This is a genomic window from Streptococcus sp. 2342, assembly GCF_013276795.1.
GTDB lineage: Bacteria > Bacillota > Bacilli > Lactobacillales > Streptococcaceae > Streptococcus.
In genome coordinates this window covers 139,938-166,302 of sequence record NZ_VMLR01000003.1, presented here as the reverse complement: position 1 = coordinate 166,302, position 26,365 = coordinate 139,938, and the positions used below count along the sequence as shown (strand labels likewise).

Annotated in this window: 25 protein-coding genes and 1 pseudogene; 9 read left to right on the top strand and 17 right to left on the bottom strand. The window is 40.1% G+C overall.

The window, feature by feature from the left end; translation table 11 throughout:
- Window positions 1-74: 74 nt before the first annotated feature.
- The 7 genes from argH to HT689_RS03260 all read right to left on the bottom strand — a co-directional run bounded on the left by argH (window position 75) and on the right by HT689_RS03260 (window position 8,347).
- The gene (argH, locus tag HT689_RS03290; RefSeq protein WP_173225030.1) at window positions 75-1,466 is read right to left on the bottom strand and encodes an argininosuccinate lyase; all 1,392 of its coding nucleotides are present in this window, start codon (window positions 1,464-1,466) and stop codon (window positions 75-77) included.
- A gap of 28 nt (window positions 1,467-1,494) precedes the next feature.
- Window positions 1,495-2,691 carry an argininosuccinate synthase gene (locus HT689_RS03285; RefSeq protein ID WP_173225027.1) on the bottom strand — a complete coding sequence of 399 codons (1,197 nt, stop codon included), beginning with the start codon at window positions 2,689-2,691 and terminating at the stop codon, window positions 1,495-1,497.
- 16 nt (window positions 2,692-2,707) lie between these two features.
- Window positions 2,708-3,514: an ABC transporter substrate-binding protein gene (locus HT689_RS03280; RefSeq protein ID WP_173225024.1), complete on the bottom strand. Its 807-nt coding sequence runs from the start codon at window positions 3,512-3,514 to the stop codon at window positions 2,708-2,710.
- Window positions 3,515-3,720: 206 nt separating this feature from the next.
- Window positions 3,721-4,362, bottom strand: a complete 642-nt coding sequence (locus HT689_RS03275; RefSeq protein WP_173225021.1) for an ABC transporter ATP-binding protein — start codon at window positions 4,360-4,362, stop codon at window positions 3,721-3,723.
- Entirely contained in the window at window positions 4,359-6,467 is a 2,109-nt protein-coding gene (locus HT689_RS03270; protein WP_173225018.1) for a bacteriocin-associated integral membrane family protein, read from the bottom strand. Before HT689_RS03270 ends, HT689_RS03275 begins: the two co-directional genes overlap by 4 nt.
- A gap of 149 nt (window positions 6,468-6,616) precedes the next feature.
- Window positions 6,617-7,204, bottom strand: coding sequence for a hypothetical protein (locus tag HT689_RS03265; protein ID WP_173225015.1), 588 nt, complete (start codon window positions 7,202-7,204; stop codon window positions 6,617-6,619).
- 585 nt (window positions 7,205-7,789) lie between these two features.
- The gene (locus HT689_RS03260; protein ID WP_054383455.1) at window positions 7,790-8,347 is read right to left on the bottom strand and encodes a hypothetical protein; all 558 of its coding nucleotides are present in this window, start codon (window positions 8,345-8,347) and stop codon (window positions 7,790-7,792) included.
- A gap of 409 nt (window positions 8,348-8,756) precedes the next feature.
- Here HT689_RS03260 and HT689_RS03255 point away from each other — a divergent pair, with 409 nt between their 5' ends.
- Window positions 8,757-9,620, top strand: coding sequence for a helix-turn-helix transcriptional regulator (locus HT689_RS03255; RefSeq protein WP_001268183.1), 864 nt, complete (start codon window positions 8,757-8,759; stop codon window positions 9,618-9,620).
- A gap of 51 nt (window positions 9,621-9,671) precedes the next feature.
- Here HT689_RS03255 and HT689_RS03250 read toward each other — a convergent pair whose 3' ends face one another.
- Window positions 9,672-10,292, bottom strand: coding sequence for a LysM peptidoglycan-binding domain-containing protein (locus tag HT689_RS03250; RefSeq protein ID WP_173251601.1), 621 nt, complete (start codon window positions 10,290-10,292; stop codon window positions 9,672-9,674).
- Between the two features lie 241 nt (window positions 10,293-10,533).
- On the opposite strand from HT689_RS03250, the gene sdaAB reads away from it, so the two are divergent.
- From sdaAB to HT689_RS03235, 3 genes are read left to right on the top strand one after another with little or no spacing between them, the layout of a single operon-like run.
- Complete coding sequence (sdaAB, locus tag HT689_RS03245; protein ID WP_000838910.1) at window positions 10,534-11,205, top strand: L-serine ammonia-lyase, iron-sulfur-dependent subunit beta; 672 nt, start codon at window positions 10,534-10,536, stop codon at window positions 11,203-11,205.
- 8 nt (window positions 11,206-11,213) lie between these two features.
- Window positions 11,214-12,086 carry an L-serine ammonia-lyase, iron-sulfur-dependent, subunit alpha gene (sdaAA, locus tag HT689_RS03240; RefSeq protein ID WP_000500043.1) on the top strand — a complete coding sequence of 291 codons (873 nt, stop codon included), beginning with the start codon at window positions 11,214-11,216 and terminating at the stop codon, window positions 12,084-12,086.
- A 21-nt stretch (window positions 12,087-12,107) separates the two neighbouring features.
- On the top strand, window positions 12,108-12,740 hold the full coding sequence (locus tag HT689_RS03235; RefSeq protein ID WP_173225006.1) for an HAD family hydrolase: 633 nt from the start codon (window positions 12,108-12,110) through the stop codon (window positions 12,738-12,740).
- Between the two features lie 309 nt (window positions 12,741-13,049).
- Here HT689_RS03235 and HT689_RS03225 read toward each other — a convergent pair whose 3' ends face one another.
- From HT689_RS03225 to HT689_RS09950, 3 genes and pseudogenes are all read right to left on the bottom strand, one after another.
- Window positions 13,050-14,900, bottom strand: a complete 1,851-nt coding sequence (locus HT689_RS03225; RefSeq protein WP_173251666.1) for a nucleoside-diphosphate sugar epimerase/dehydratase — start codon at window positions 14,898-14,900, stop codon at window positions 13,050-13,052.
- 85 nt (window positions 14,901-14,985) lie between these two features.
- Window positions 14,986-15,786, bottom strand: coding sequence for a glycosyltransferase (locus HT689_RS03220; RefSeq protein ID WP_188110372.1), 801 nt, complete (start codon window positions 15,784-15,786; stop codon window positions 14,986-14,988).
- Window positions 15,772-15,913, bottom strand: a pseudogene (locus HT689_RS09950) (glycosyltransferase family 2 protein); the annotation flags it as partial. The pseudogene HT689_RS09950 and the gene HT689_RS03220, both read right to left, overlap by 15 nt.
- A 57-nt stretch (window positions 15,914-15,970) precedes the next feature.
- Between HT689_RS09950 and HT689_RS03215 the strand changes: the two are divergent.
- The 5 genes from HT689_RS03215 (at window position 15,971) to HT689_RS03195 (ending at window position 20,213) form a co-directional block, all read left to right on the top strand.
- Complete coding sequence (locus HT689_RS03215; RefSeq protein WP_173251662.1) at window positions 15,971-17,137, top strand: MFS transporter; 1,167 nt, start codon at window positions 15,971-15,973, stop codon at window positions 17,135-17,137.
- Window positions 17,138-17,275: 138 nt separating this feature from the next.
- Entirely contained in the window at window positions 17,276-17,602 is a 327-nt protein-coding gene (locus HT689_RS03210; RefSeq protein ID WP_000273857.1) for a PadR family transcriptional regulator, read from the top strand.
- Entirely contained in the window at window positions 17,589-18,182 is a 594-nt protein-coding gene (locus tag HT689_RS03205; protein ID WP_000198699.1) for a DUF1700 domain-containing protein, read from the top strand. The genes HT689_RS03210 and HT689_RS03205 overlap by 14 nt, the downstream gene beginning before the upstream one ends.
- The gene (locus HT689_RS03200; RefSeq protein ID WP_173251660.1) at window positions 18,175-19,086 is read left to right on the top strand and encodes a DUF4097 domain-containing protein; all 912 of its coding nucleotides are present in this window, start codon (window positions 18,175-18,177) and stop codon (window positions 19,084-19,086) included. Before HT689_RS03205 ends, HT689_RS03200 begins: the two co-directional genes overlap by 8 nt.
- 62 nt (window positions 19,087-19,148) lie before the next feature.
- A complete protein-coding gene (locus HT689_RS03195; protein ID WP_173251658.1) occupies window positions 19,149-20,213 on the top strand; it encodes a DUF6574 domain-containing protein in 1,065 nt (354 codons plus the stop codon).
- On the opposite strand, the gene HT689_RS09695 is transcribed toward HT689_RS03195, so the two are convergent.
- The 6 genes from HT689_RS09695 to HT689_RS03165 form a co-directional block, all read right to left on the bottom strand.
- Window positions 20,210-20,362: a hypothetical protein gene (locus HT689_RS09695; protein ID WP_240148106.1), complete on the bottom strand. Its 153-nt coding sequence runs from the start codon at window positions 20,360-20,362 to the stop codon at window positions 20,210-20,212. The two genes, HT689_RS03195 and HT689_RS09695, sit on opposite strands and share 4 nt — an antisense overlap.
- Before the next feature lie 74 nt (window positions 20,363-20,436).
- Window positions 20,437-21,297, bottom strand: coding sequence for a DUF4299 family protein (locus HT689_RS03185; RefSeq protein WP_173251656.1), 861 nt, complete (start codon window positions 21,295-21,297; stop codon window positions 20,437-20,439).
- A gap of 227 nt (window positions 21,298-21,524) precedes the next feature.
- Window positions 21,525-22,511, bottom strand: coding sequence for a rhodanese-related sulfurtransferase (locus HT689_RS03180; RefSeq protein ID WP_166730973.1), 987 nt, complete (start codon window positions 22,509-22,511; stop codon window positions 21,525-21,527).
- A 263-nt stretch (window positions 22,512-22,774) separates the two neighbouring features.
- Entirely contained in the window at window positions 22,775-24,253 is a 1,479-nt protein-coding gene (locus tag HT689_RS03175; protein WP_061438605.1) for an ABC transporter substrate-binding protein, read from the bottom strand.
- Between the two features lie 103 nt (window positions 24,254-24,356).
- The gene (locus HT689_RS03170; RefSeq protein WP_000818350.1) at window positions 24,357-25,280 is read right to left on the bottom strand and encodes a carbohydrate ABC transporter permease; all 924 of its coding nucleotides are present in this window, start codon (window positions 25,278-25,280) and stop codon (window positions 24,357-24,359) included.
- Window positions 25,281-25,293: 13 nt separating this feature from the next.
- Window positions 25,294-26,223, bottom strand: coding sequence for a sugar ABC transporter permease (locus tag HT689_RS03165; protein WP_007284784.1), 930 nt, complete (start codon window positions 26,221-26,223; stop codon window positions 25,294-25,296).
- Window positions 26,224-26,365: the final 142 nt, after the last annotated feature.

Genomic DNA, 26,365 nt, shown 5'->3' with positions numbered 1-26,365 from the left:
CTAAAAGCTAGGTTGGGGGAAACTGGAAGTTAGTTTTAGAAGTTACCACCTCTTATTCTGAACCTATCAATCTATCACTTTCTAGCTTCATTCGCTTTCTTAGCTTGTTCTATCTGGTATTTGACTTGGTCAAATCCTGTACCTCCCAAGGAATTTCGTCTTTGAACCGCAGTTTTAGGTTGCAAGTAGACATAAATATCCTCAGCAATGAGGGAATGATAGGTTTGCAATTCCTCCAAAGTCCAGTCTTGAATATTTTTAGCAGACTTGATAGAGTCTAACACTAATCTTCCCACAACCTCATGAGCCTCTCTAAATGGCAAGCCTTTCCCTGCCAAATAATCTGCCAACTCAGTTGCATTTGAAAAGTCCTTCTCTGTCGACTCTTGCATTTTTTCCTTGTTTACCTGCAAGCTAGATAACATACCTGCCAATACATCGAGGGAATTTAAAATCGTTTCGACCGTATCAAACATTCCTTCCTTATCCTCTTGCAGATCCTTATTATAAGCTAAGGGCAAGGACTTCATGACTGTCAATAGTCCAAACAGATTCCCATAAACTCTACCAGTCTTTCCTCGAATCAACTCAGCCATATCTGAATTTTTCTTTTGTGGCATAATAGAGGAACCTGTTGTAAACGTATCTGACAAGGTAATGAATTGGTACTCAAAACTACACCAATTGATCATTTCTTCGCAAAAACGGCTCATATGCATCATGAGTATGCTGGCATTAGACAGAAATTCTAAGATAAAATCGCGGTCACTAACAGCATCCAAAGAATTTGTATAAGGTTGCTTAAACTCTAACAAATCGCTAGACAATTGGCGATCAATGGGGAAAGTCGTCCCTGCCAAAGCTGCTGCACCTAGAGGGCATAGGTCTGTATGCTTCTGGTTAAATTCAAAACGTTCACTGTCTCTCTGAAACATATTGTAGTAAGCCATCAGATGGTGGGCAAAACTAATAGGCTGGGCATGTTGCAGATGGGTATAGCCCGGCATGATCGTCTCCACATGATTTTCCGCCAAATCTAATAAAACACCCTTGAGATGGGCCAGTTTATCTAGGACATGGCCTAGTTGCTCCTTGAGATACAAGTGCATATCTGTCGCAACTTGGTCATTTCGAGAACGAGCTGTGTGTAACTTCCCTGCAAGGGAACCAATTTTTTCTGTCAGCAACACTTCCATATTCATATGAATATCTTCGTTTGCAATATCAAAATCAAGTTGTCCTTCCTCTAGCTCTTCTAAGAGCTCTTTCAAGCCTGCTTGGATCTTTTCTGACTCCTCCAAACTCAAAATGCCCGTCTGACCCAACATCTGAACGTGGGCTAAGGAACCAATCACATCAAATTTAGCTAATTTCTGGTCAAAAGATATACTCGCACCAAAGCGCTCTACCCAGTCTTCGACAGTACCTTCAAAGCGACCACCCCATAATTTTGTATTCTTAGCCATATCACATCCACCTCTCTATCCAATCGCCCTATTTGGCGCTTTTTTGAACCTCAGAATGAACCTTGGTTGGAAGTCCCCACAACTTAATAAAGCCAACAGCCGCATCTTGGTCAAAGGTATCTGCACTAGTATAAGTCGCCAAATTTTCATCGTAAAGAGAATTTGGTGATTTCCGAGCCACGACCTGAGCGCTCCCCTTATACAGTTTGACTTTTGCAGTTCCATTGACAACTTTTTGGGTCTCTTTAATATAAGCAATCAAGGCTTGCGTAGCCGGACTAAACCACAAAGCATTATAAATGAGATTTGATAATTCATTTTCTATGATTGGTTTAAAATGAGCCACTTCTCTCACAAGCGTCAAGTCCTCAATTTCCTTATGAGCTGTCAGCAAGGCCACTGCGCCTGGACACTCATAGATTTCTCTTGATTTAATCCCAACCAAACGATTTTCCACGTGATCAATCCGTCCGACCCCATGTTTTCCAGCTATTTCATTGAGTTTTTGAATCAAATCTGCCAATTTTAACACTTCTCCATTGAGGGAAACAGGGACACCTTCACTAAACTCAATATCAATGTATTCTGGCATATCTGGAGCTTGCTCTGGAGAAGTTGTGATGCCAAAGGCTTCTTCTGGAGCCTGATTCCATGGATTTTCCAAAATACCACACTCATTGGCACGTCCCCAAAGATTTTGGTCGACAGAGTAGGGATTGTCAAGGTCAGCAGGAACAGGCACCCCATTTTCCTTGGCATAATGAATTTCTTCCTCCCGAGACCATTTCCATTCACGAACTGGTGCAATCACTTTTAAATTGGGATCCAAGGCTGCAATCGATACTTCAAAACGTACTTGGTCATTCCCCTTGCCTGTACAACCATGAGCAATTGTAGTCGCTCCTGTCTGATGCGCTATTTCAACCAATTTTTTAGAAATGAGAGGGCGGCTCAAGGCAGATACCAAGGGATACTTTTGTTCATAGTAGGCATGTGACTGAAGAGCCACTAGCACATAATCTGTAGCAAATTCGTCCTTAACATCAATGACATAAGATTCGACTGCCCCAACCTGAAGAGCCTTATCATGGATGAAATCTAAGTCTTTCCCTTCACCCACATCCATACAAACTGCAACAACATCATAGTCTTTCTTCAACCAGGTAATAGCAACTGATGTGTCTAAACCGCCAGAATAGGCCAAAATTACTTTTTCTTTACTCATGTTCTTTTCCTTCTTTCTATTTTTCAATGGATGCTTTAAATGCATCCTCAATGAGTTTGTCTAATTCCCCAGACTCCTTCAATTTTTGAATGGTTTTATCGACTGCCTCTTTCAATTCCTTGCTATCTTTTTTCATGGCGACCGCGTAGGAATCATCCTTTTCTTGATTAAACTCAATTTCAGCAATTGCTAAATCAGGATTATTTTCCACAAATCCCTTGGCAACAGGTTCTTCAAAGATAACTGCATCCACTTGCCCTGATTTTAAATCTGTGATTAAATTCCCATTTTTAGGCAGAGATACGAGGGAAGAATTTTGTAGCAGGTCTTTCGCCATCGTCTCTTGAATCGAACCTTTCTGCACTCCGACCTTTTTCTGCGCCAAGTCATTTACAGACTGATAAGTGGCCAAGTCAGATTTTTTGACAATGAGCTTATTTTTTGCAGTATAGTAGGGAATTGAAAAGTCAAACACCTTGCTCCGTTCGTCTGTCTTAGAAACACCAGATATGGCAAGGTCGGCTTTTCCTGATTGAACACTAGCCAATACATTATCAAAACTCATAGGAGATAGTTCCAATTCGACACCTAGTTCTGTTGCGATAGCCTTAGCTAATTCGATATCTGAACCCACAATCTGATTTTTCCCATCAACCACTTTTTGGTATTCAAATGGAGCAAAATCCGGATTGAGGGCTACAACCAATTTTCCTTTAGACTTGATAGCTTCAATTCCAGCCGATTGATTGTTACTACAAGCAAATAGTAGGGGGAGCATCACTAAACCAAACATCGTCATCAACACCTTCTTCATCTTATTCATAACAAAGCCTCCTTTATGTTTATTCTTTTTAGTTGTATAAATAATACTACTATCCTCATCGTTTGTCAAGCCTAAATTGAAAATTTTTTCAGTTTAAAACAAAAAAACCTAGAAATACTACATAAAAATGTCATTTCTAGGCGTATTTATGCTATTTCTCTTTGGAAAATATGAGTATTCAGTCAGTCAAAAGGAGCTGAACGAACTCATTTTCCCTCGCCCAATTCAATGATACGATGACATTGTTGGGCTACATAAGCATCGTGGGTCACAATAATGACTGTTTTCCCCTCTCGATTCATCTCTAAGAGAAACTTCAAGACCAAATCTCTATTTTCAGGGTCCAGCGAACCTGTTGGTTCATCGGCTAAAATCAGCTGGCTGGGTTTTAAGATGGCTCTAGCAACTGCAATTCGTTGTTGTTCGCCACCAGACAACTCGGAGACCTTTTGATGCAAAGTAGCTGACAAACCTACTCTCTCTAAAATCTCTTCCACCTTTTTGAGCTTGTCTTTCTTGGACAATTTCACATATTTCAGTGCCAGCATAAGATTGTACTCGACCGTTTCATCATCAATCAGGGCAAAATTTTGAAACAGATAAGAGATATGTTCACGGATTATTGTTTGCGACTTAGCAGAATTGACCGCTAGATTTGTCTGACCAAAAATCTCATACCGTCCGCTATAATCACCATCTATCAAACCTAATAAATTTAACAAGGTCGACTTACCACTACCACTCTTACCAACAATGGCTACCAAATCCCCCTGATCAATCCTGAGAGACAAGTTATCCAAAATCACTTTTCCCCCAATGACTTTGGTAATATTTTCCAACTCAATCATAAGATGCCCCCTTTCAATAATTCTACTAGACTTCTTTTCTCCATCCTAGAAGCCAAGGCTAACACAAATAGTATATCCAGACATGTAAAGCCTGCAAACAGCAGAAGTGGCAAGAACGCATGGGCAAAGAAAATCAATACTAGAAGAGGGAGACTATAGCCCAGCAAGAGCAGAACGAGGAGAGGACGGTAGCGATCGACCAGTTTCCACCCCATAAACTTCTTGGTAATGATATCCCTGCGCTTCAACAAGAAAGTAGTAACGAGTAAAAAGTAGGAGACAATCATACTGAGAAGAGCAAATAAGGCAAAAAGAACGTTAAAATTACGAACAGAATCCCGATAAGAATCCACTTTCTCTTGTTGAATGGCTTGAATAGATGAAAATTTTAAATAATTTCCATCTGACAATTTCTCAACTAACTCTGTAATCTCTTTTTGATGTTGAACCGTATTTTCAATTTTAATCGGATTATTTAAGCCAGTTGTTGACAGGGAGGCTTTCTCATCCCACATCATATCAGAATCATTGACCAAGCTAATAATTGGATTGGAGAGATTTTCCTTTCGCTTATCACTATATGGGAAAAATGACCAATCTCCTTCATAATAGGCAATCTCGACATCCATCTCCTCTATCGTTCGTTTTTGCTGCTCTTCATACTTCATCGAATGAAAGGCAATTAACTTCCCCAAGAGCTGATTTTTATCTTCTTCACCTTTCGTACTTGCTGGCATCAAAATAACTTTTTTAATACCGGTATCTGGTAGCTTGAATCCCTTGCTCTTTAGAAAATTGCGATTGGCATAGTAAACATCCACCGTATCTGTTAACTGATATTGCTGAATCTGTTCTGATTGGACAAAATTTTTTACAGGAAGACTGCTACTCTGCACATAGCCCGCCTGCGTTTTTTCTACCAAATCCTGATAAAATCGATAGAAATAATCTGTAGATTTCCCTGACCCTGCTAGCTCTTCTTGCCACAGATTATCATTGAGTTTGAAGGTTTCTAAGGTCAGGTAATTACCTTGACTTACCCACTGTTGCTGATAAGCAAGCTCTTTGTTTTGCTGTTCTAGACTTCTCCCCACCCCAATCAGTAAGGCCGTCAGTAAAATAGTTGTCCCTATTTTCATCACATAATTGAAGATGAGACCAAGTTTGACAGATGAAAAACCTTTCAACATGGAACTGACTGTCATTTTCTGAATCATCAGGTAGGTCAGCCAACTGATGAACAAATACAACTGTAAAAGCAGAAATTGGGATAAGAGTAAACTTGGAAACAAAAGTTTTGGCCTGTAGTCCAGCACTAAAAATAGTCCCAAGTCAATGACAAGACTTCCACCCAAGAGAAGATAAAAATTAGTCTTTACAAAACCAGCTAAAATCGCCCTGCTTTGAAAACCAAGTAACTTTTGAACCCCCACTCGTTTCATCTCCATCATCGGCTGATAAACTGTCATTAAAATCACAAGCAAGATTGCCAAGATAAAGATAATGATAGATAGTAACAACTCTTGATTTAGCACTCCAACCTGACTTCGGTAAGTGGGTTCTAATAAAATCGTCTTATCTATCTGGAAAAAATCACTCCACTTTTGTAGAATGGTATCGCGATCTATCTCTTTGCTGGAGGTAATCATGTAGCGTCCATTTACAGTATGGGATTTATCCTCAATATAGGATTGGAAGGTCTGGAGTCGAATGAGTTTCACCTTTAAAAAGGTGGGAATGGTTCCTAGATTATTGGGAAGATCCTGGTTGCTGTAGACTCCCTTCTCATTCTTTGAAAAATCAAGAGAAGTCAGACCGAACTCCTGATAGGGGAAGGTTTCCTTATCAAAAACACCAGCCTTGACGACCTCATCGCCATTATCTACTTTGATAATAGAGACCTTGTCTTGGCTTGCAACCTCTTCAAAAAATTGGAGAATCGTTTCTGTCGGTTTAGTGACATCTTTCAAGTACAAGTCAAATGAATAAGTTGTCTTGCCCATCTCCTGAATCCGCACTATTTCTCGTGTAACATTTACATTCAAGACAAAAAACGTAGTACACAGCAAGAGCAGGAGCATACAAAGATGACTGATTTTTTTCATAGAGATACCTCCCGTGAAGAGACGAAACTGGGAAAAACTAACTTTCCAATAAAGCCACACAGTGATTCTCTCAGCTTAATTGTGTTCAAGGCTGAAAACACTGTGTGGTTTTTGAATGTTTAGAGGTTAGTTTTTTGAGCAATCGTCTATCAAAATGTCCGTTTATCTGTCAATAATCCGAGAAAATCTTGTCGTTTCAAGTCGGAGAAGTGTTTGGTAGAAAGACTTCCTTTTTGAAGTCCATCATCTCTAACCTGCAAATAATAGCTATGTTGGCTTGTTTTAATTGTCAAAAAATCGCCAAATATAAAAACTCTTTTCCAGTTGCGAATCTCAAATTCTTTTATCTCTGATTTTGGAATGCGGATAAGTCCTTGTCGCAAATCACGATGATGCTCACTTGTGAAAGTCATCCCATTCCCAATATTTCTTATCAGTAGTTCATCTGGAGTTACCATCACCAGCGCTATTTTAGTTAAGAAAATTTCAACTGTTGGTGGTAAAATCGCTAGATTAAACCAAGGGTGTAAGTAGCGATAAGCTAAGAAATAGTTAGGTTCCTCACCCAATCCTAGTTGTTTATATAAGGTCTTGACCTCACTATCTAACCTCGCTTCAAAAGACACATCCGAATGCGCTTCTTCCTTCTTCTGATTAAAATAACGCATCCAGACTAGAAAACCTATAAAGACTATAATAAATATTCCTGATAAGAGATATTTTACATTGTAGTTCATCACTTAACCTCCTGATTCACGACTTAATCTAATCAACATAGGGTAGAGACGACTTATATTATAGTATATTGAGGTTAGAACAAGACGAGTCTGGGACAAAAAGATTTTGATTTTACGAATTCTTTATTATAAGTTTTTAAAATCGATAGATTAGACAAAAAAACGAACAAAATAGAATTATGAGTGCCATATAACTTGTTTTTGTTCGCTTTTTATATTTAAGGTTAGACTTTTGTCCCAGACTCAAATATCTTAATTACGTTGTCTCTTCCTAATTCAATCTACTATAAAATACTTTTCCTACTATATGCGAACTAAGTCCCCTAACAAGAGATAGCATTTAATGCTACTCCTGCTACAACAACAGCTACATTAAATTTAGCTAATTGAGATGAGGTAAATTTAGATTATTAACTTTAGTAAACAAGAGAAATTCCTATTTTTTCTTTTTATCATTGAAAAAATAAAAAATAAAATTTTCAATCATCAGTGTTACAATAAAAAGTCCAATTAAATCAGTTAATTTCATCCTCATCCAAAACCAAATAATATAGGCTAAGATAGTGAAAACCGTTACTGTATATTTTATTGGTTTAAACATTTTAAACTATACCATGACAAAGTAGCTGCAATTGCCACACCAGAAGTTTTTACGGTAGATTTTAATACCAATTTTGCAATCTTTGGCCACGCTTTCTTTTGAATAAGTCCTGATAGCCCTCCCAGACCTCCACCGAATATATCTGTTAATAAATTTATTCCCAAAAAGTCTATAGTGGAGTCCAGCATACAACTCATCCAACTCCTAGAATAAAAATCAGACTTCATATTCTGCAGAACTATATCTGTTTCCTTTGGATCCGATAATATTCGAATTCCCTCCGCTATATAAGGAGCTTGTTCTTTACCATAAGTCTGTTGTAAAGCATCCATATCAATCACTCGATTACCATTTTCATCCAAGTAACTAGCAATTTCAAATAAATAACGAAATTCAGATGCTATTTCTCTTTCTTCGGAAGTCAATTGAATACTAGGTGATGAATTGTCATCCGCATAAGCCACAAAGCTAGGTATTGACACTGCGCTCAACATCGTAATAATCATCAACAAACTTAAACTTTTACTCAATCTATTAAACATCTTTCTACCTCCAGTCTATCGGTTATTCTATTCAATTGCCATAAAACTAATTTAAAAATATAATTTTAGTTCCCCTATTATAAATTATTTAAAAATTATCCATTGGACTCACCTTCCTTTCATTTTTACAACTAGCGCATTATATCGGCCAGTTCCATGGGAAAACCGTAGCAATGCTGAATAAGAAAGCAAGAATAACTAAAAAACGAAAAACTTTTTTATTCATACTCTTTCCCTCCTATCTGTATTTCGTATCTATAGTATACCTCTTCTTTACTCTATTTTAAAATTAGTTAACTTTTTTCACACACTATTTTAGTTTTCTTTTTTACTATTTCTGTTACTATGATACAATATTTTTAATTGGATTTTATTATTTGTTAACTTTTTTCACGAAAAGGAGAAAATTATGCGTTATGATTTCGGAAATATCTATAAAGAAATACGTGAGTCAAAAGGCTTGACTCAAGAAGAGGTCTGCGGAGATGTCCTTTCAAGAACTAGCCTATCAAAGATTGAAAGTGGCAAAGCAACTCCCAAATATGAAAACATGGAATTTCTTCTCCGGCAAATCAATATGAGTTTTGAAGAGTTTGACTACATCTGCCATCTCTATCAACCGAGCCAACGAACAGAAATCATGCAAACTTATCTCAATATGACTTCCATCATTGGTAGTAATAGTCTAGTTCATTTTTTTGAAACATGCCAAGACTATCTCAAGACCCACCACGACCTGCCTATAGAAGAAATAAGGGATATGCTGGAAATTGTCATTCATATCCGTCAACATGGTACAGAGCAACTGTCAGACCAAGTGAAACAGACTGTCAAAAAACTTTGGGAAAAAATTGAAAAACAAGATACATGGTATGAAAATGACCTAAAAATCCTCAATACCATCCTTTTCAGCTTTCCCATTGATCACCTCCATCTCATTACTGGAAAAATCTTGCAACGCTTGGAAGTCTATAAAAACTACCAACATTTATATGACTTACGAATGGCAATCCTACTCAATCTGTCCACCATTTACTTATACCATCAAGACAAAAACATGTGTCAACAAATCTGCTATACTTTACTAGAGGATGCCAAGAAAAAGAAGCACTACGATAGACTTGCTATCTGCTATGTCCGTATCGGGATTTGTAGGGATGACGCTAGACTTATCCAAAAAGGTTTCTCACTTCTGGAGCTGACCGAGGAAACTTCTATGCTGTCTCATCTCAAAAAAGAAGTAGAGATCTATTCTCAACCGAAGGAAATATAAAAAAGTCGAGGGATTTCCTCGACCTTTTCATATTATTCTGTTCGTCAGTTCTTAATACCAGCCATTGTTAAGCCAGAAGTTTTTAGCGGCTGTCCATGAACCGTAACGTCCTGCAACATAGGCATCTGCTACACGTTCTTGGTTTTCAGCTGAGTAGTCACCGTTCAAGTATGAATCTGTCAATTGGTAACGTCCGATATAACGTCCGTTTGTAGCTGTGTAGCTACCGCCTGATTCTTTCTGAGCGATCCATTCTTTGGCTTCTGCTTCAGATCCGCTTACAGTTGAAGCAACAATTTCTTCTGCTACTGTTTCGCTTGCTACTGGAGTTTCCTCCTCTACCTCTGTAGTTTCTGCCACGGTGGCTGAAACAGCCTCATCTTGGGCAGCTGGAGCTTCATAAGTCGTTGAAGCTGGTGCTGCTGGCGCTACAGGACCATCGATAACCAACTCTTGACCAACATAAATCAAATGAATGTTATCAATGTGGTTGTTTTCTGCCAATTTTTCAACTGTTGTGTTGTGAGTTTCAGCGATTTCTGAAAGTGTATCACCTTCTTTAACTGTGTAAGTTGATGATTCTTGAGCAGATACAAATGATGGAGCAAATACTGCAAACAAGGCAGCTACTCCTGCAAGAGTTGTTTTAATCTTTTTAGTTGTTGATTTCATATTTGAAAATTCTCCTTCTTTCTATACTTCTATCATACCCTTTAAATATTACTGTTTCTTGACACTTTTATGTAGAAATATTACAAAATTATTTTTTATTTCCCTAAATAAGGTGTTTTTTGTCATAAAAGATACTATTTTTATGCTATTTAAGGTATTAGAAAGGTTTTCATCCACAATTAAAGTCAAGACCTTTATTCTTTGATATAATAGAGATAAGAATTTTTATAAGGGGAAACTGATGAAATCACTTCGTTTTCAATCTGTCTTTGATATCATCGGACCAGTTATGATTGGCCCATCTAGTAGCCATACAGCTGGTGCTGTTCGTATTGGGAAGATTGTCTCTTCCATTTTTGATGATACTCCGACAGAAGTCGAATTCCAACTATTTAACTCATTTGCCAAGACCTATCGTGGCCACGGGACAGACCTAGCCCTTGTTGCAGGTATTTTAGGCATGGATACAGATGATCCTGAAATCCCAAATAGTCTGGAGATTGCCCACAAACGTGGTATCAAGATTGTCTGGACAATTCAGAAAGACAGCAATGCTCCTCACCCCAACACCACTAAAATTACCGTTAAAAATGCGCACAAGACCATCAGTGTGACTGGTATTTCTATCGGTGGAGGAAATATTCAGGTAACCGAACTCAATGGCTTTGCCGTCTCTCTTAATATGAATACACCGACTATCATCATTGTTCATCAAGATATTCCAGGAATGATTGCCCTCGTAACAGAGGCCCTTTCTCGCTATGGTATCAATATCGCCCAGATGAACGTTACTCGTGAAAAAGCTGGTGAAAAAGCCATTATGATTATCGAAGTTGACAGTCGCAACTGTGATGATGCCATCGAAGAAATTCGAAAAATCCCTCATCTCCACAATGTCAATTTCTTTAAATAGGAGGAAGCATGTTTTATTCTATCAAAGAATTGGTCGAGCAAGCAGATCTGGACTTTCAAGGAAATGTTGCAGAACTCATGATTACAACAGAGTTTGAATTGACAGGTCGCGAACGTGAAGAAGTCCTCCTTCTCATGGAACGCAATCTGGAAGTCATGAAAGCCTCTGTCCAACTTGGCCTCAATGAAAATAAATCTCGTAGTGGTCTGACAGGTGGAGATGCTGCCAAATTGGATCACTACATCAAAAACGGAAAAACTCTGTCAGATTATACGATACTCTCAGCTGCCCGAAATGCTATCGCAGTCAATGAACACAATGCTAAAATGGGCTTGGTTTGTGCCACTCCGACCGCTGGAAGTGCTGGCTGTCTGCCTTCCGTTCTCACTGCTGCTATTGAAAAATTAGACCTCAGCCACGAGCAACAGCTGGATTTCCTCTTTGCTGCCGGTGCCTTTGGACTAGTCATCGCAAACAACGCCTCTATCTCGGGTGCTGAAGGTGGCTGTCAGGCCGAGGTTGGTTCGGCCTCTGCTATGAGTGCTGCAGCCTTGACTCTAGCTGCTGGTGGGACACCTTATCAGGCCAGTCAGGCCATTGCCTTTGTCATTAAAAATATGCTAGGCCTCATCTGTGACCCTGTTGCCGGTTTGGTCGAAGTTCCTTGTGTCAAACGCAATGCCATGGGAGCCAGCTTTGCCTTTATCGCAGCAGACATGGCCCTGGCAGGTATCGAATCTAAAATTCCTGTGGATGAGGTTATCGATGCCATGTACCAAGTAGGAGCAAGCATGCCAACTGCCTTTCGTGAAACAGCTGAAGGTGGACTCGCTGCCACACCTACTGGTCGTCGCCTCCAAAAAGAAATTTTCGGAGAATAAGCTTATCAAATAGGAGAAACCATGACCTCTATCACAGCGATTTTTTTCGATCTGGATGGAACCCTCGTTGACAGTTCTATCGGGATTCACAATGCCTTTACCCATACCTTTAAGGAGCTCGGGGTGCCTAGCCCTGATGCCAAAACGATTCGTGGTTTTATGGGACCGCCCCTCGAAAGTAGTTTTGCGACCTGTCTGCCTAAAGAACAAATTTCTGAGGCTGTGCAAATTTACCGTTCTTACTATAAGGAAAAAGGCATCTATGAAGCTCAACTCTTTCCTCAGATTGTAGACTTGCTTGAGAAGTTATCGAGCAGTTATCCACTCTACATCACCACTACAAAGAATACTCCAACCGCTCAGGATATGACTAAAAACTTGGGCATCTATCATTTCTTTGATGGCATTTATGGTTCCAGCCCTGAAGCACCCCATAAGGCCGATGTCATTCGCCAAGCCTTGCAGATACATCAACTAGCGCCAGAACAAGCCATCATCATCGGAGATACCAAGTTTGATATGCTTGGAGCTCAAGAAACAGGCATTCAGAAATTAGCCGTCACTTGGGGATTTGGAGAGCAAGCAGATCTACTAAACTATCAGCCTGATTATATCGCCCACAAACCCATAGAAGTTTTAGAGTATTTTCAATAACATAGACTGGGTAACAACTCCATTTCAGAAGAAAATGGAGTAATACCCAATGAAAATCAAAGAGCAAACTAGGAAAGTAGCCGCAGGCTGCTCAAAACACTGTTTTAATGTTGTAGATGGAACTGACGAAGTCAGCTCAAAACACTGTTTTGAGGTTGTGGATAGAACTGACGAAGTCAGTAACCATACCTACGGCAAGGCGACGTTGACGTGGTTTGAAGAGATTTTCGAAGAGTATAAGTCTCTACATAACAAAACGCATATTACCAAGGTTCTTATGAACAACTTGATAATATGCGCTTTTCTTTTTTATTCAACGTGGGTTGTTTGATTGGCAAAGGCGATAATGGCTTGCTTCAATTCATCTCCACTAAGAGTGCGGAACTCTTCAATTTTTTGATCGATGACTTCTAGAGGCATAACATTGACCTTACCAACGAAAATCTTATCCATAACCTGATTATCAACAAGTTCGGTTGATACCAAGAGTTCTTCGTAGAGTTTTTCGCCTGGGCGGATTCCAACTTCAACGATTGGAATTTCACTTTCAGTGTGGCCACTTAAAAGGACCATTTTCTTGGCCAAGTCATAAATCTTGACTGGTTTGCCCATATCAAGGATAAAGACTTCCCCATCTTTGGCATAAGCACCAGCATGGATAACCAAACGGCTAGCTTCTGGAATAGTCATAAAGTAACGGGTCATGCGGAAGTCTGTCACCGTTACAGGCCCACCTTCAGCAATCTGACGTTCAAAGACTGGAATGACACTACCACGGCTACCAAGAACATTCCCAAAACGAACCGCACAGTAGGTTGATTGGCTACGTTGGTTAAAACCAGTGACAATCAACTCAGCCACACGCTTGGTTCCTCCCATAACATTGGGTGGATTGACCGCCTTATCTGTCGAAATCATAACCATCTTAGGTACTTTAGCTTCATCAACAGCTCTAGCAACATTGTAGGTTCCACGGATATTGTTTTTGAAGGCTTCTTTTGGATTGCGCTCCATCATAGGAACGTGCTTGTGGGCAGCCGCATGATAAACAATAGCTGGCTTGTACTGTTCAAAGACTTGCAAGAGACGGTCATAGTCTTGAATATCGGCAATAACTGGTACATAATCAATCCCTTGGAACTTGCGAATCAATTCATGATAAACAAGGTAGATTGAATTTTCCCCATGACCGAGCAAGACGATGCGTTCAGGATTGAAGCGGCTAACTTGGCGACAGATTTCAGAACCGATTGAGCCACCAGCACCTGTGACTAAGATTGTCTTACCTGTCAGTTCTGCTCCCAGACGCGATTCATCAAGACGAATTTCCTGACGTCCCAAAAGGTCCGTAATATCAATTTTTTGGAACCCAGTACCTGCTTGGTGAAGTCCCTGAACAACGGTTTCAACCTTAGGCATCTTGTAACATTTGACTCCCAGCTTATTACACATCTGCAAGATACGTTCATATTCTGACGGGTCAAGCGACGGAATCGCAACGATAACACGCTCGATTTGATGGCGTTTGGCTAATTCAGGCAGATCATCATATGAACCCAAAACAGGGATTCCACCAAGTTTTTGACCCTTTTTCTTAGCATCCTTATCCAAAATACCGACCAGTTCCAAATCACTGGTTGGATGTTGGTAACTATCCATAAAGAGGGCCCCACCATCACCAGCACCAATCAAGAAGGTTCGACGGTGTTCTCCATCGCCACTTCCTTTTTTGCGTCTAGAGTAGATTAACTGCCAAGTAATCCGTGGCAATAAAATCAAGAAGGTACTCAACAAGATAAAGAGAATGATGAAACGGATTGAAAAGAGTGGCAAGAAGGCATAGCAGATACTATATGACAAGACGCTGCTCGCAGTCACACCAAAAAAGATTTTCATAAAATCTGTGATCTTGCTGTAACGACTGATACTAGCGTTCAAGCCCCAAAATCCAATCATCAATTGATAAAACAAGAAGGCCAAACTCGTATAGATAATGTAGTCAACAGGTGCTGGGTTAATTAGTCCGTAAAATAAGATATAAGATACAATGATGGAAACCACCATACTCAAAATATCAAATATGCCCCAGAAGACTTGTTTTTGTTGTTTATTTAAAATTTCCACCAGATCAATCACATAATCTGTTAGTTTTTTATTCATGTCAATCTACTCCTCCTTAAAAGAGCTGGATATTTATATTGTTATTATAACGCTTTTTATCCAGTTTACGATTTGCTACAATCTTTTAATTGCTTTTTCGTAACAGTTTCATAAAAATAAACTGTCGGACAAATCCTGGACAAAGGGCAACAACCATCTGAATGGCAACACTCTTGGCATACTCCATGTAAGAAATTTGCCCTCTCTTCAGCATGCGCTGACGAGCCTGACGATAGAGTTTAAGGTAACGCAGTCCCCCACGACGCTCAAACATCCCTGCTCCAACACGAACCTTACACAAGATTTGATCCAGATTTCCAGTCTTGGCTCCTGCAGCAATCATATTGAGCCAGAGGAGGTCATCCTCCATATAAAGGCCATCCTCATAGTTGCCTGCCTTGAGAACCATGTCCTTCTTGAACATGACAGTCATGTGGTTAAAGGCACTTCTCATCCTTTGATAAGCCACAATATCTGCATGTTGAGTCGGAACACGACGGTAAGAAACAATCTCATCAGGATTATCAATAAACTCTGCAATATGTCCACCTAATAGGTCTAGCTTGTCCTTCTCCATTAGCTGAACCTGTTGCTCAAAACGGTCTGGAACAGCTATATCATCCGTATCCATACGAGCGATGATATCATACTGGCACTGCAAAACACCCTGTCGAAGAGCCAGACCCAAACCTTGATTCTGCTCAAGAGGATAGCGTTTCACTGGAATATCAGACTCAACTTCAAGATGGTCTAATACCTGATAGAGTTCAGGTGTCAAAGGCCCATCCTCAACCAGAACCAATTCGCTTGGTTTCAGGGTCTGATTTTGAACGCTCTCAATAGCACCCTTTAAAAATGTCGGATTTTCCTTGATATAGACCGACATCAATACGCTGATTTTTTGCTTTTCAGACACAGTTTTTCTCCAATGTATAGATTTCCTTCCACTATTTTATCATAATTTTCAAGACTTTCCCATTTTTATCTTGAAAGCCAGAAACCTTACTTGACATTATAGGGAAAAAGCCTTAAAATAAGCTGTTATTAAAATCAGCTAGAAGAGGTATTATATGAAAAAGCAATCACTCTTTTTTATTCCAGGTATTATCCTAATCGGTGTTTCTTTGCGGACTCCTTTTACTGTTTTACCCATTATTTTGGGAGATATTTCGCAAGGGCTGGGAGTAGAAGTTAGTTCACTTGGTGTCTTGACTAGCCTTCCCCTCCTCATGTTTACCCTCTTCTCGCTCTTTTCTACCCGACTGGCTCAGAAAATCGGCTTGGAGCATCTCTTCACCTACAGCCTCTTCTTCTTGACCATCGGTTCTCTCATTCGACTAATCAATCTGCCCCTACTCTATCTAGGAACCTTGATGGTTGGGGCAAGTATCGCAGTCATCAATGTGCTGCTTCCTAGTCTCATCCAAGCCAATCAACCAAAGAAAATTGGTTTTCTGACTACCTTATATGTAACTTCTATGGGGATTGCAACGGCTCTGGCTTCCTATCTAGCCGTGCCTATTACACAAGCCAGTTCTTGGAAAGGACTCATCATCCTCCTCACCCTGCTCTGTCTAGCAACTTTTTTGGTCTGGCTCCCAAATCACCGTTATAATCACAGACTGGCTCCACAAACCAAACAAAAAAGCCAAACAAAGGTCATGCGTAACAAACAGGTCTGGGCAGTGATTGTCTTTGCAGGTTTCCAATCCCTGCTCTTTTACACCGCGATGACCTGGCTACCTACCATGGCTATCCATGCAGGTCTATCTAGTCACGAAGCTGGCTTGCTGACCTCTATCTTCTCTCTGATTAGTATCCCTTTTTCAATGACCATCCCAAGCCTGACAACCAGCTTATCTACTCGCAACCGTCAGCTCATGCTCACTCTGGTCTCACTGGCTGGTGTGGTCGGCATTTCCATGCTCTTTTTCCCAGTCGGTAATTTCTTTTACTGGCTTGCCATCCATCTCCTCATCGGAACCGCAACCAGCGCCCTCTTCCCTTATCTCATGGTCAACTTTTCACTCAAGACAAGCGCTCCTGAAAAGACAGCCCAATTGTCTGGTTTATCTCAAACAGGAGGCTACATCCTAGCAGCCTTTGGGCCAACCCTCTTTGGATACAGTTTTGACCTTTTCCACTCTTGGGTACCAGCTGTAGCTGCTCTCTTACTCGTCGATATCCTGATGACTGTGGCCCTCTTTACTGTGGACAGAGCTGATAAAATCCTCTAAACTTCTAGTTTTTGCTAGAAGTTTTTTATATATAAAAATTTTACACATTTCTCTTGACAGGGCTTTCATTTAGATGTACAATGTATGTGTAGAAAAATTATATATAAAAATCTTACACATTAGAAAAGGAGGTTCCCCATGTACTTTCCAACATCCTCTGCCTTGATTGAATTTCTCATCTTGGCCGTACTGGAGCAGGATGATTCTTATGGTTATGAGATTAGCCAAACCATTAAGCTGATCGCTAATATCAAAGAATCTACACTCTATCCCATTCTCAAAAAATTGGAAGGCAATAGCTTTCTGACAACCTATTCTAGAGAGTTCCAAGGTCGCATGCGCAAATACTACTCCTTGACAAATGGTGGTATAGAGCAACTCTTGACCCTAAAAGATGAATGGACACTCTATACAGACACCATCAATGGCATCATAGAAGGGAGTATCCGCCATGACAAGAACTGAATACCTGACTCAGCTAGAACTTTATCTCAAAAAACTGCCTCAGGCTGACCAAATTGAAGCCATGGACTATTTCAGGGAACTCTTTGACGATGCTGGAGTCGAAGGAGAAGAAGAACTCATTGCTAGTTTGGGAACTCCCAAAGAAGCGGCCCACGAAGTTCTCTCTAATCTTCTCGATAAAAAAATCAATGAGGCACCTGCTCAAAAAAATAACCGACAAATTTTGCATATCGCCTTGTTAGCCCTCCTTGCAGCACCCATCGGTATTCCTCTGGGAATCGCCATCCTCGTGTCCCTGTTCGCAATCTTTGTGGCAGCCTTGACTGTCATCTTGGCTTTCTTTGCGGTTTCCATACTGGGTATCATCGGCGGATTCCTATTTTTAGTTGAAAGTTTCACTGTCCTAGCCCAAGCCAAATCAGCCTTTATCTTGATTTTCGGTTCTGGTTTACTGGCTATCGGTGCTTCTTCACTAGTCTTACTAGGTATTTCCTATGTAGCTCGCTTCTTCGGTCTACTCATTGTTCGCTTGGTGCAATTTGTTCTTAAAAAAGGAAAGAGAGGTGACCAGCATGCGTAAATTGACAAAAGGATTTCTCATTTTTGGTGTGGTGACTACCGTTATCGGCTTTATCCTGCTCTTTGTAGGTATCCAATCTGATGGGATTAAGAGCCTACTTTCCTTGTCCAAAGAACCTGTCTATGATAGCCGTACGGAAGAACTAACCTTTGGCAAGGAAGTCGAAAACCTAGAAATCACTCTCCACCAACACGCGCTGACCATCACAGACTCTTTCGATGATCAAATCCACATTTCTTACCATCCATCTCTTTCTGCTCACCATGATCTTATCACCAATCAGAACGATAGAACTCTGAGTCTCACTGATAAGAAACTGTCTGAAAGTCCATTTATCTCTTCTGGAATTGGCGGAATTCTTCATATCGCAAGTAGCTACTCTAGTCGTTTTGAAGAAGTTATTCTCAGACTGCCAAAAGGGAGAACTCTAAAAGGGATCAACATCTCAGCCAATCGCGGACAAACCACCATCATAAATGCTAGCCTTGAAAATACGACCCTCAATACAAACGGCTATATCCTCCGAATTGAAGGAAGTCGTATCAAAAACAGTAAACTCACAACGCCCAATATCGTTAATATCTTTGATACAAATCTGACAGATAGTCAGCTAGAGTCAACAGAACATCACTTCCACGCTGAAAATATCCAAGTCCATGGTAGGGTTGAACTGACTGCCAAAGATTATCTCCGAATCATCCTAGACCAGAAAGAAAGCCAACGAATTAACTGGGACATCTCAAGCAACTATGGTTCTATCTTCCAATTCACAAGAGAAGAGCCTGAATCAAGAGGTACGGAATTAAGCAACCCTTACAAAACTGAAAAAACCGATGTCAAGGATCAACTCATTGCGAGATCTGATGATGATATTGAACTAATATCCACACCAAGCAGACGTTGACAAAAACGCTTACATCTGCTACTATAGAAGCATATTTATCTAACTAAAAAGGAGGTTCTACCATGAAACAAGAATGGTTTGAAAGTAATGATTTTGTAAAAACAACAAGCAAGAACAAGCCTGAAGAGCAAGCTCAAGAGGTTGCAGACAAGGCTGAAGAAACGATAGCCGATCTCGATACACCAATTGAAAAAAATACTCAAGTAGAGGAGGAAGTCTCTCAAGCTGAAGTCGAACTGGAAAGCCAGCAAGAAGAGAAAATTGAAACTCCTGAAGGCGGTGAAGCGAGAACAGAAATAGAAGAAAAGAAGGCATCTAATTCTACTGAAGAAGAGCAAGATCTTTCTGAGGAAACAGAAAAAGTCACTAAAGCTGAAGAAAGCCAAGAAGCACTTCCTCAGCAAAAAACAATCTTGAAAGAGCCTCTTCTTCTCAGTAAATCCTTAGAAAGTCCCTATATCCCCGACCAAGCTCCAAAATCTACGGATAGATGGAAAGAGCAAGTACTTGATTTTTGGTCTTGGCTAGTGGAGGCTCTCAAATCTCCTACAAGCAAGCTTGAAACAAGTAGCACACACAGCTACACAGCCTTTCTCTTGCTCATTCTGTTTTCTGCATCTTCCTTTTTCTTTAGTATCTACCATATCAAACATGCTTACTATGGACATATAGCAACTATGCATAATCACTTCCCTGAACAATTTGCTTCATTAAATCTCTTTTCGATCATCTCTATCCTAGTAGCGACAACACTCTTCTTCTTTTCATTCCTCTTGGGTAGTTTCGTCGTGAGACGATTTATCTACCAAGAAAAGGACTGGACGCTAGAAAAGGTTCTCCAACAATATAGTCAACTCTTGGCAATTCCAATCTTCCTCACTGCTATTGCTAGTTTCTTTGCCTTCTTTGATAGCCTACGATTTTCAGCCCTTTTATGTGTGATTAGCATTGGAATCATTCTGCTTGCTAGTCTCCATATCATTACCAGACCAAGTCAAGCAAGTGAAGCCGACTCCTTCTATCAATTATTCTTGTCTGTCCTTGTGAACGGAGTTATTATCCTCCTCTTCTTTGTAGCTGAAGTGGCACTGATTGGAGATTATCTTCGTATCTTGGCCTATCTTTAAACTTCATACTCTTCGAAAATCTCTTCAAACCACGTCAGCTTCGCCTTACCGTATGTATGGTTACTGACTTCGTCAGTTTCATCTACAACCTCAAAACAGTGTTTTGAGTAGCCTGCGGCTAGCTTCCTAGTTTGCTCTTTGATTTTCATTGAGTAGCAATCCTGTCATCCTTGGCAGGATTTTTTCTATGTCAAAAAAGCAAGTCGATTGACCTGCTTCTGCTTTACTTTTCTTGTGCTAATGTTTTAAAATCTTTGTCTAAGATGGGTTGTATTTCTAATTGATTGGCATCTAGTTGGTGGTAAGATTCTGATGGTAATGACTCTAGGAATTTTGCATAGTCCAAGCGGGCAATGGCTTCATAGTCTTCTGGTTTAGAGCCGTCTCCTGTGATTTGAACCAAGTCAATCTCCCACTGGACTTCCTTATCCACCAATTGCTCAATATAGGCTGCAGGAACAAATGGTTCTCTCGGTAAAACTGTCTTGACTCCTTGAGCCAGATGGTAAACACCGTGCACTTGGCCTTCTCCATCCTGATAAAAGGAAACTCTTGCAAAGTAGGCATCGGTCTCTTGAACCGCATGTACACGTACTTCAAATTGAGCCAAGCCATCTTCCTCTAAAAAGCTTTTCAAGTCCACATGACTAAAGAAAACAGGATTAAAAATTCCTTGGCAAATCGTAAAACGAGCAGCAGTGTCTGCAAGATGAGCTTGAATACCTGCTTGGAAATAAGCTTCAAAGTCAAAACCATCTAGCCCCTCAATCTCAGTTCCTGTGTAAGCAAGCAGGGCATCTAAAAATGCTTTGATAATCTGCCAGTCTGTCTTTGTGAGTAGGTCAGGAAGATCAACACGATAGGCCTTTTGACCATCAGCATAGCTGACCTTAAAGAGAAATTGTGATTGCCCCACTATCGCACACTCGATATACTCGAGACGGTTAAGAGGCTGACGGAGATAGACAGCATCATAGCTATGTGACTCCAAACCATCTACCAAGGCCAAGATGGACTTGGCAGTCAAAATTTCCTGTTCTCCTAAAATGCTCTGTTTATTTGGAATAAAAAATGTTTTCGTCATAACTGGACTCCTTTGAAATCGTTTACATATAGTATACCTTATTTTTCTGAAAGATACAAAAACAAACTTTATACTCTTCGAAAATCAAATTCAAACCGCGTCAGCTTCGCCTTGCCGTACTCAAGTACAGCCTGCGGCTAGCTTCCTAGTTTGCTCTTTGATTTTCATTGAGTATTAGATTTTTGAGTACAAAGCATAGAAAAACAGCCCCTGAGGACTGTTTGATCTTATACAGTAGCTGCTTGATCCAAGCTTTCACCGATAGCGGCTAGGCGTTCGATCACTTCTGCTTGTGTCAATTCATGTTCTGAAACATAGCGGTTACGTGGGTGAACACGACACTCGTGTGAACATCCACGAAGGTACTTGTCTTCATTTTCTTCTGATGTCAAGATACGACGGTTACAGAATGGATTTCCACAGTTGACATAACGTTCACATGGTGTTCCATCAAACCAGTCTTTCCCTACGATGGTTGGGTTGACATGGTTGACATCTACGGCGATACGCTCGTCAAAGACGTACATTTTTCCATCCCAAAGCTCACCTTGAACTTCTGGGTCTTTACCGTAAGTTGCGATTCCTCCGTGCAATTGACCAACATCTTTGTAACCTTCACGAACCATCCAGCCTGAGAATTTCTCACAGCGAACGCCACCTGTACAGTAAACCACGACACGCTTGTCCATGAATTTTTCCTTGTTATCACGAACCCATTGTGGCAACTCACGGAAGTTGCGGATGTCTGGGCGGATAGCCCCACGGAAATGTCCTAGGTCGTACTCATAATCGTTACGTGTGTCAAGGACAACGGTATCTTTATCAAGAAGCGCTTCTTTGAACTCTTTTGGAGACAAGTAAGCACCTGTTGTTTCAAGTGGGTTGATGTCGTTGTCAAAGTCGTTGTCTTCCAAACCAAGGTGGACAATCTCTTTCTTGTAGCGAACAAACATCTTCTTGAAGGCTTGTTCATTTTCTTCGTCAATCTTGAACCAGAGGTCTTCCATACCTGGGAGGCTGTGAACGTAGTCCATGTATTTTTGAGTTGTTTCATAGTCACCTGAAACTGTTCCGTTAATTCCCTCGTCAGCGACTAGGATACGGCCTTTAAGACCGATTGATTTACAGAAAGCCAAGTGGTCTGCAGCAAATTGCTCTGCATTTTCAATTGGAGTATAAAGGTAGTAAAGTAAGACACGAATATCTTTTGCCATAAGATTTGTTCTCTTTTCTATTCTTAAATTTTCTAAATTTTTTATTTATCCATACTAGTATACCTGCTTGAGAAAACGAATGCAATTTATTTGACTGGAAATTGTAGAGGGTTCTCGAAATTTCCTGAATGGTTAAATAGTGATAAAGAACACGGATATCTATGCTCTCATTTCAAAAAATCACTGCCCTCCTCAGACCAACCTGAGGAAAGCAGTGATTCTTATTTTAGGAGTTAGGAATGAATACACGAAATCAATTGATCTTATGATTTTTTGTTTTTCAAGAATTCATCGTATTGTTTTTGCATTTCGTTCAATACTTTTTCGTAGGCACCTTCAGATTTCAATTTTTCCATCAATTCTGGAATAGCTTTATCTGGGTCTACAGTACCAGTGTTGATAGCTGTATCAAATTGTTGCATTGTGTTAGAAATAGCTGAGATTTCAGATTTCACATTGTCAGTATTGAAGATAAATCCAAGCGCTGGAGATTCTTTAGCTTCTGCCAATTCTTTCTTAGAATTTTCGATTTGTTGGTCTGTAACGTTTTCGTTGATGTAAAGGATCCAGTTGTTACCAGTGTTCCATCCACCCATGTGAGTGTTTCCTTTGTAGCCATCAAGAACGCGAACACGGTTTTCTTTACCTTCAATTTTTTCCCAGTTCTTACCTTCTGGACCGTAAACAAGACCGTTCAAAAGTTCTGGGTTCGTATTCAAGAGGTTCAACACTTCCATTGATTTTTCTTTGTTCTTAGAGTTGTTTGAGATGACAAAGTTAGCAACTTGTGTTGTTTGGTTTTTCTTGATGAAGTTAGTGAATGATTTGATTTGGATATCTTTGTTGGCAACACGTGAAAGCAAGCTGTTACCGTAGTCAGCTGGTCCTACTGTTTCTTCACGAACGAACCAAGTATCTTGTTGAAGATCAAATGAAGTATCGCTTGTGGCTACGTCTTTTGGAATATATCCAGCTTCATAGAATTTGTGAAGAGTCTTCAAGTGTTCTTTGAAACGAGGAACGTCATAACGGTTTACAATCTTAGTAGTATCCCCTTCAAGGTCGATAACAAATGGAAGACCGTTTGCTACTGGGTAGTCAAAGTTCTCAGAAGGGATGAAGTTCTTAGTAGCTGCAAATGGTACTACGTCTGGAGCTTTTTCTTTAATTTGTTTCAAGACTGGCTCAAGAGTTTCGTAAGAAGTAACACCTGAAATATCGATACCATATTTGGCAAGGAGAGTTCCGTTGAAGGCAAAGTTTTGAGATGATGCAACGTTGGCTGCAACTGGAACAGCGTAAATCTTACCATTTACAGTATTACCCTTGATATAAGCTGGGTCAAGTGCCTTGTAAAGGTCTTTACCTTCTTTTTTGTACAATTCTGTCAAGTCAGCATAAGCACCTTTTTGAGCATTTACAATATAGTTATCTGCAAAGGCAATATCATAGTTTTCACCAGATGATGTGATAACTGACATTTTCTTACCATAGTCACCCCAGCCAAGGTATTGGATATCCAATTTGGCACCAACTTTTTCTTCGATGATTTTGTTGGCATTTGCTAACAATTCATCCAAGTTGTCTGGTTTGTCACCGATTTGGTACATTTTGATAACAGGTTTGTCACCTGAATCAGCAGCTTTTTTGCTGTTACCTGTCAAATTTCCACAAGCAGCAAGACCTGCAGCCAAAGCGACTACACTAGCAGATGCAAAAGCATATTTTTTCCAGTTTTTCATGATAAAAACTCCTTTTTTTATTTTTAAACTTATAAACAATGTAATGATCTTAACTTCACACAAGGGAAGTTGGGAACTGAGAAATGTTCTTTCTCAATAAGCACTATTCTTTCACACCACCGATAGTTAAACCTTTTACAAAGTAGCGTTGGAAGAATGGATACAAAATCGCGATTGGAAGGGTTGCGACCACAACCATGGCCATACGACCTGTTTCTTTCGGTAGAGCAACTCCCAGTTGACCAGTCAAGCCGACCGCTTTGGCAATGTAGTCCATATTTTGCTGGATTTGCATGAGCAAATATTGCAATGGATACAAGTTGTCACTCTTGATGTAAAGAAGGGCGTTGAACCAGTCATTCCAGAAACCAAGAGCTGTCAAAAGCGTGATGGTTGCGATACCTGGTAGTGACAATGGCAAACAGATTTGGAAGAAAATCCGAGCCTCACTAGCACCATCGATACGAGCCGATTCGAGAATGGCTTCTGGAATGGTCTTCTTGAAGAAGGAACGCATCAAGATGATATTGAATGGTGAGAGAAGCATTGGCACAATCAAGGCCCAAACAGTGTCACCAAGCTGAAGCACACGGGTCACCATGATATAACCTGGTACCAAACCAGCGTTGAACAACATACTGAGCAGAACGAAGATGGTAAAGAATCTGCGATACTTAAAGGTTGTCCGTGAAATAGCGTAGGCATAGGTTGTTGTGATAAAGACATTTGTAAATGTCCCAACTACGGTTACAAAGACAGAAATGAAGAGGGCCTGTAAGATTTTATCCTTAAACTGTGCCAAGAACTCAAAACCGTCTAATCCAAATTGGGATGGGAAGAAGCTGTAGCCGTATTGGAGGAGGCTTTTCTCGTCCGTCACTGAAATAATGATAACGAATACGAAGGGTAGGATACAAGAGAGGGCAATCAAACCCGAAATGGTACTGAAGAAGATATCTGCTTTCTTACTGAAGGAGTGAATGCCGACATTATCAATTTTTTCTTTTTTAATTTTCTTTTCTGCCATATTCTCCTCCTTTCTAGAACAAAGCTGAGTTTGGATCAACTCGTCTTGCAAGTAAGTTTGATAGAACCACCAGAATCAATCCGACTACTGATTGGTAGAGACCTGCTGCTGAAGCCATCCCGATATCTGCTGTCTGGGTCAATCCATTATATACATATACGTCCAAGACGTTGGTTACGTTATAAAGCTGACCAGCATTGTGAGGGATTTGGTAGAAAAGACCGAAGTCTGCACGGAAGATATTTCCAACTGCAAGGATGGTCAATACAGTTACCAATGGTGTCAACTGCGGAATGGTTACATTGCGAATGCGCTGCCATTTGCTGGCTCCGTCCACTGTCGCTGCTTCATAGTAGGTTGGATCAATTCCCATGATTGTCGCATAGTACATGACACTGCTATATCCAAAACCTTTCCAAATACCTAGGAAAAGTAGGAGATAAGGCCAAATTCCCAAATCAGCGTAGAAGTTGACTTCTTTTAGACCAAGACTTTCCAATAAATGATTGAACACCCCTTTATCAATATTTAGGAAGGCATCTGTAAAGAAACTGATGATAACCCAAGACAAGAAGTAAGGGAACAACATAGAAGTTTGGAAAATCTTCACCATTCTCTTGGAACGGAGTTCACTGAGGATAATGGCAATCCCTACAGATACAACTAAACCTAGAAAGATAAAGCCAAGATTGTAGAGAACCGTATTTCGTGTGATAATAAAGGCGTCTCTTGAACTAAATAAGAATCTGAAATTATCGAGTCCGACCCATTTACTATTTATGATACTATCTATGAAACCATTACTGGTCATGTGGTAGTCTTTGAAGGCAACCACGTTCCCAAATACTGGAATGTAGAAGAATAGAATCAACCAGAGTGCCCCTGGCAAAACCATCAAGAGAAAGATCCAGTTGTCTCTCAAGGTTTTTGAAAACTTATTCATAATTTCCTCCCTTTTTATTTTGATATTCATCTAAAAATTCTTTTTTAGACTTTTGATAACGATTACATTATTAGTATACTCCTATTTGCAGGTTAGGTTAAACTCCTAATTATAGAAAAAACTCCACAAATTATTTTATGTG

Coding starts and splice junctions, on each gene's coding strand:
- argH (WP_173225030.1), bottom strand. CDS start 1,466: ATGGCTAAGAATACAAAATTATGGGGTGGTCGCTTTGAAGGTACTGTC.
- HT689_RS03285 (WP_173225027.1), bottom strand. CDS start 2,691: ATGAGTAAAGAAAAAGTAATTTTGGCCTATTCTGGCGGTTTAGACACA.
- HT689_RS03280 (WP_173225024.1), bottom strand. CDS start 3,514: ATGAATAAGATGAAGAAGGTGTTGATGACGATGTTTGGTTTAGTGATG.
- HT689_RS03275 (WP_173225021.1), bottom strand. CDS start 4,362: ATGATTGAGTTGGAAAATATTACCAAAGTCATTGGGGGAAAAGTGATT.
- HT689_RS03270 (WP_173225018.1), bottom strand. CDS start 6,467: ATGAAAAAAATCAGTCATCTTTGTATGCTCCTGCTCTTGCTGTGTACT.
- HT689_RS03265 (WP_173225015.1), bottom strand. CDS start 7,204: ATGAACTACAATGTAAAATATCTCTTATCAGGAATATTTATTATAGTC.
- HT689_RS03260 (WP_054383455.1), bottom strand. CDS start 8,347: ATGTTTAATAGATTGAGTAAAAGTTTAAGTTTGTTGATGATTATTACG.
- HT689_RS03255 (WP_001268183.1), top strand. CDS start 8,757: ATGCGTTATGATTTCGGAAATATCTATAAAGAAATACGTGAGTCAAAA.
- HT689_RS03250 (WP_173251601.1), bottom strand. CDS start 10,292: ATGAAATCAACAACTAAAAAGATTAAAACAACTCTTGCAGGAGTAGCT.
- sdaAB (WP_000838910.1), top strand. CDS start 10,534: ATGAAATCACTTCGTTTTCAATCTGTCTTTGATATCATCGGACCAGTT.
- sdaAA (WP_000500043.1), top strand. CDS start 11,214: ATGTTTTATTCTATCAAAGAATTGGTCGAGCAAGCAGATCTGGACTTT.
- HT689_RS03235 (WP_173225006.1), top strand. CDS start 12,108: ATGACCTCTATCACAGCGATTTTTTTCGATCTGGATGGAACCCTCGTT.
- HT689_RS03225 (WP_173251666.1), bottom strand. CDS start 14,900: ATGAATAAAAAACTAACAGATTATGTGATTGATCTGGTGGAAATTTTA.
- HT689_RS03220 (WP_188110372.1), bottom strand. CDS start 15,786: ATGTCGGTCTATATCAAGGAAAATCCGACATTTTTAAAGGGTGCTATT.
- HT689_RS03215 (WP_173251662.1), top strand. CDS start 15,971: ATGAAAAAGCAATCACTCTTTTTTATTCCAGGTATTATCCTAATCGGT.
- HT689_RS03210 (WP_000273857.1), top strand. CDS start 17,276: ATGTACTTTCCAACATCCTCTGCCTTGATTGAATTTCTCATCTTGGCC.
- HT689_RS03205 (WP_000198699.1), top strand. CDS start 17,589: ATGACAAGAACTGAATACCTGACTCAGCTAGAACTTTATCTCAAAAAA.
- HT689_RS03200 (WP_173251660.1), top strand. CDS start 18,175: ATGCGTAAATTGACAAAAGGATTTCTCATTTTTGGTGTGGTGACTACC.
- HT689_RS03195 (WP_173251658.1), top strand. CDS start 19,149: ATGAAACAAGAATGGTTTGAAAGTAATGATTTTGTAAAAACAACAAGC.
- HT689_RS09695 (WP_240148106.1), bottom strand. CDS start 20,362: ATGAAAATCAAAGAGCAAACTAGGAAGCTAGCCGCAGGCTACTCAAAA.
- HT689_RS03185 (WP_173251656.1), bottom strand. CDS start 21,297: ATGACGAAAACATTTTTTATTCCAAATAAACAGAGCATTTTAGGAGAA.
- HT689_RS03180 (WP_166730973.1), bottom strand. CDS start 22,511: ATGGCAAAAGATATTCGTGTCTTACTTTACTACCTTTATACTCCAATT.
- HT689_RS03175 (WP_061438605.1), bottom strand. CDS start 24,253: ATGAAAAACTGGAAAAAATATGCTTTTGCATCTGCTAGTGTAGTCGCT.
- HT689_RS03170 (WP_000818350.1), bottom strand. CDS start 25,280: ATGGCAGAAAAGAAAATTAAAAAAGAAAAAATTGATAATGTCGGCATT.
- HT689_RS03165 (WP_007284784.1), bottom strand. CDS start 26,223: ATGAATAAGTTTTCAAAAACCTTGAGAGACAACTGGATCTTTCTCTTG.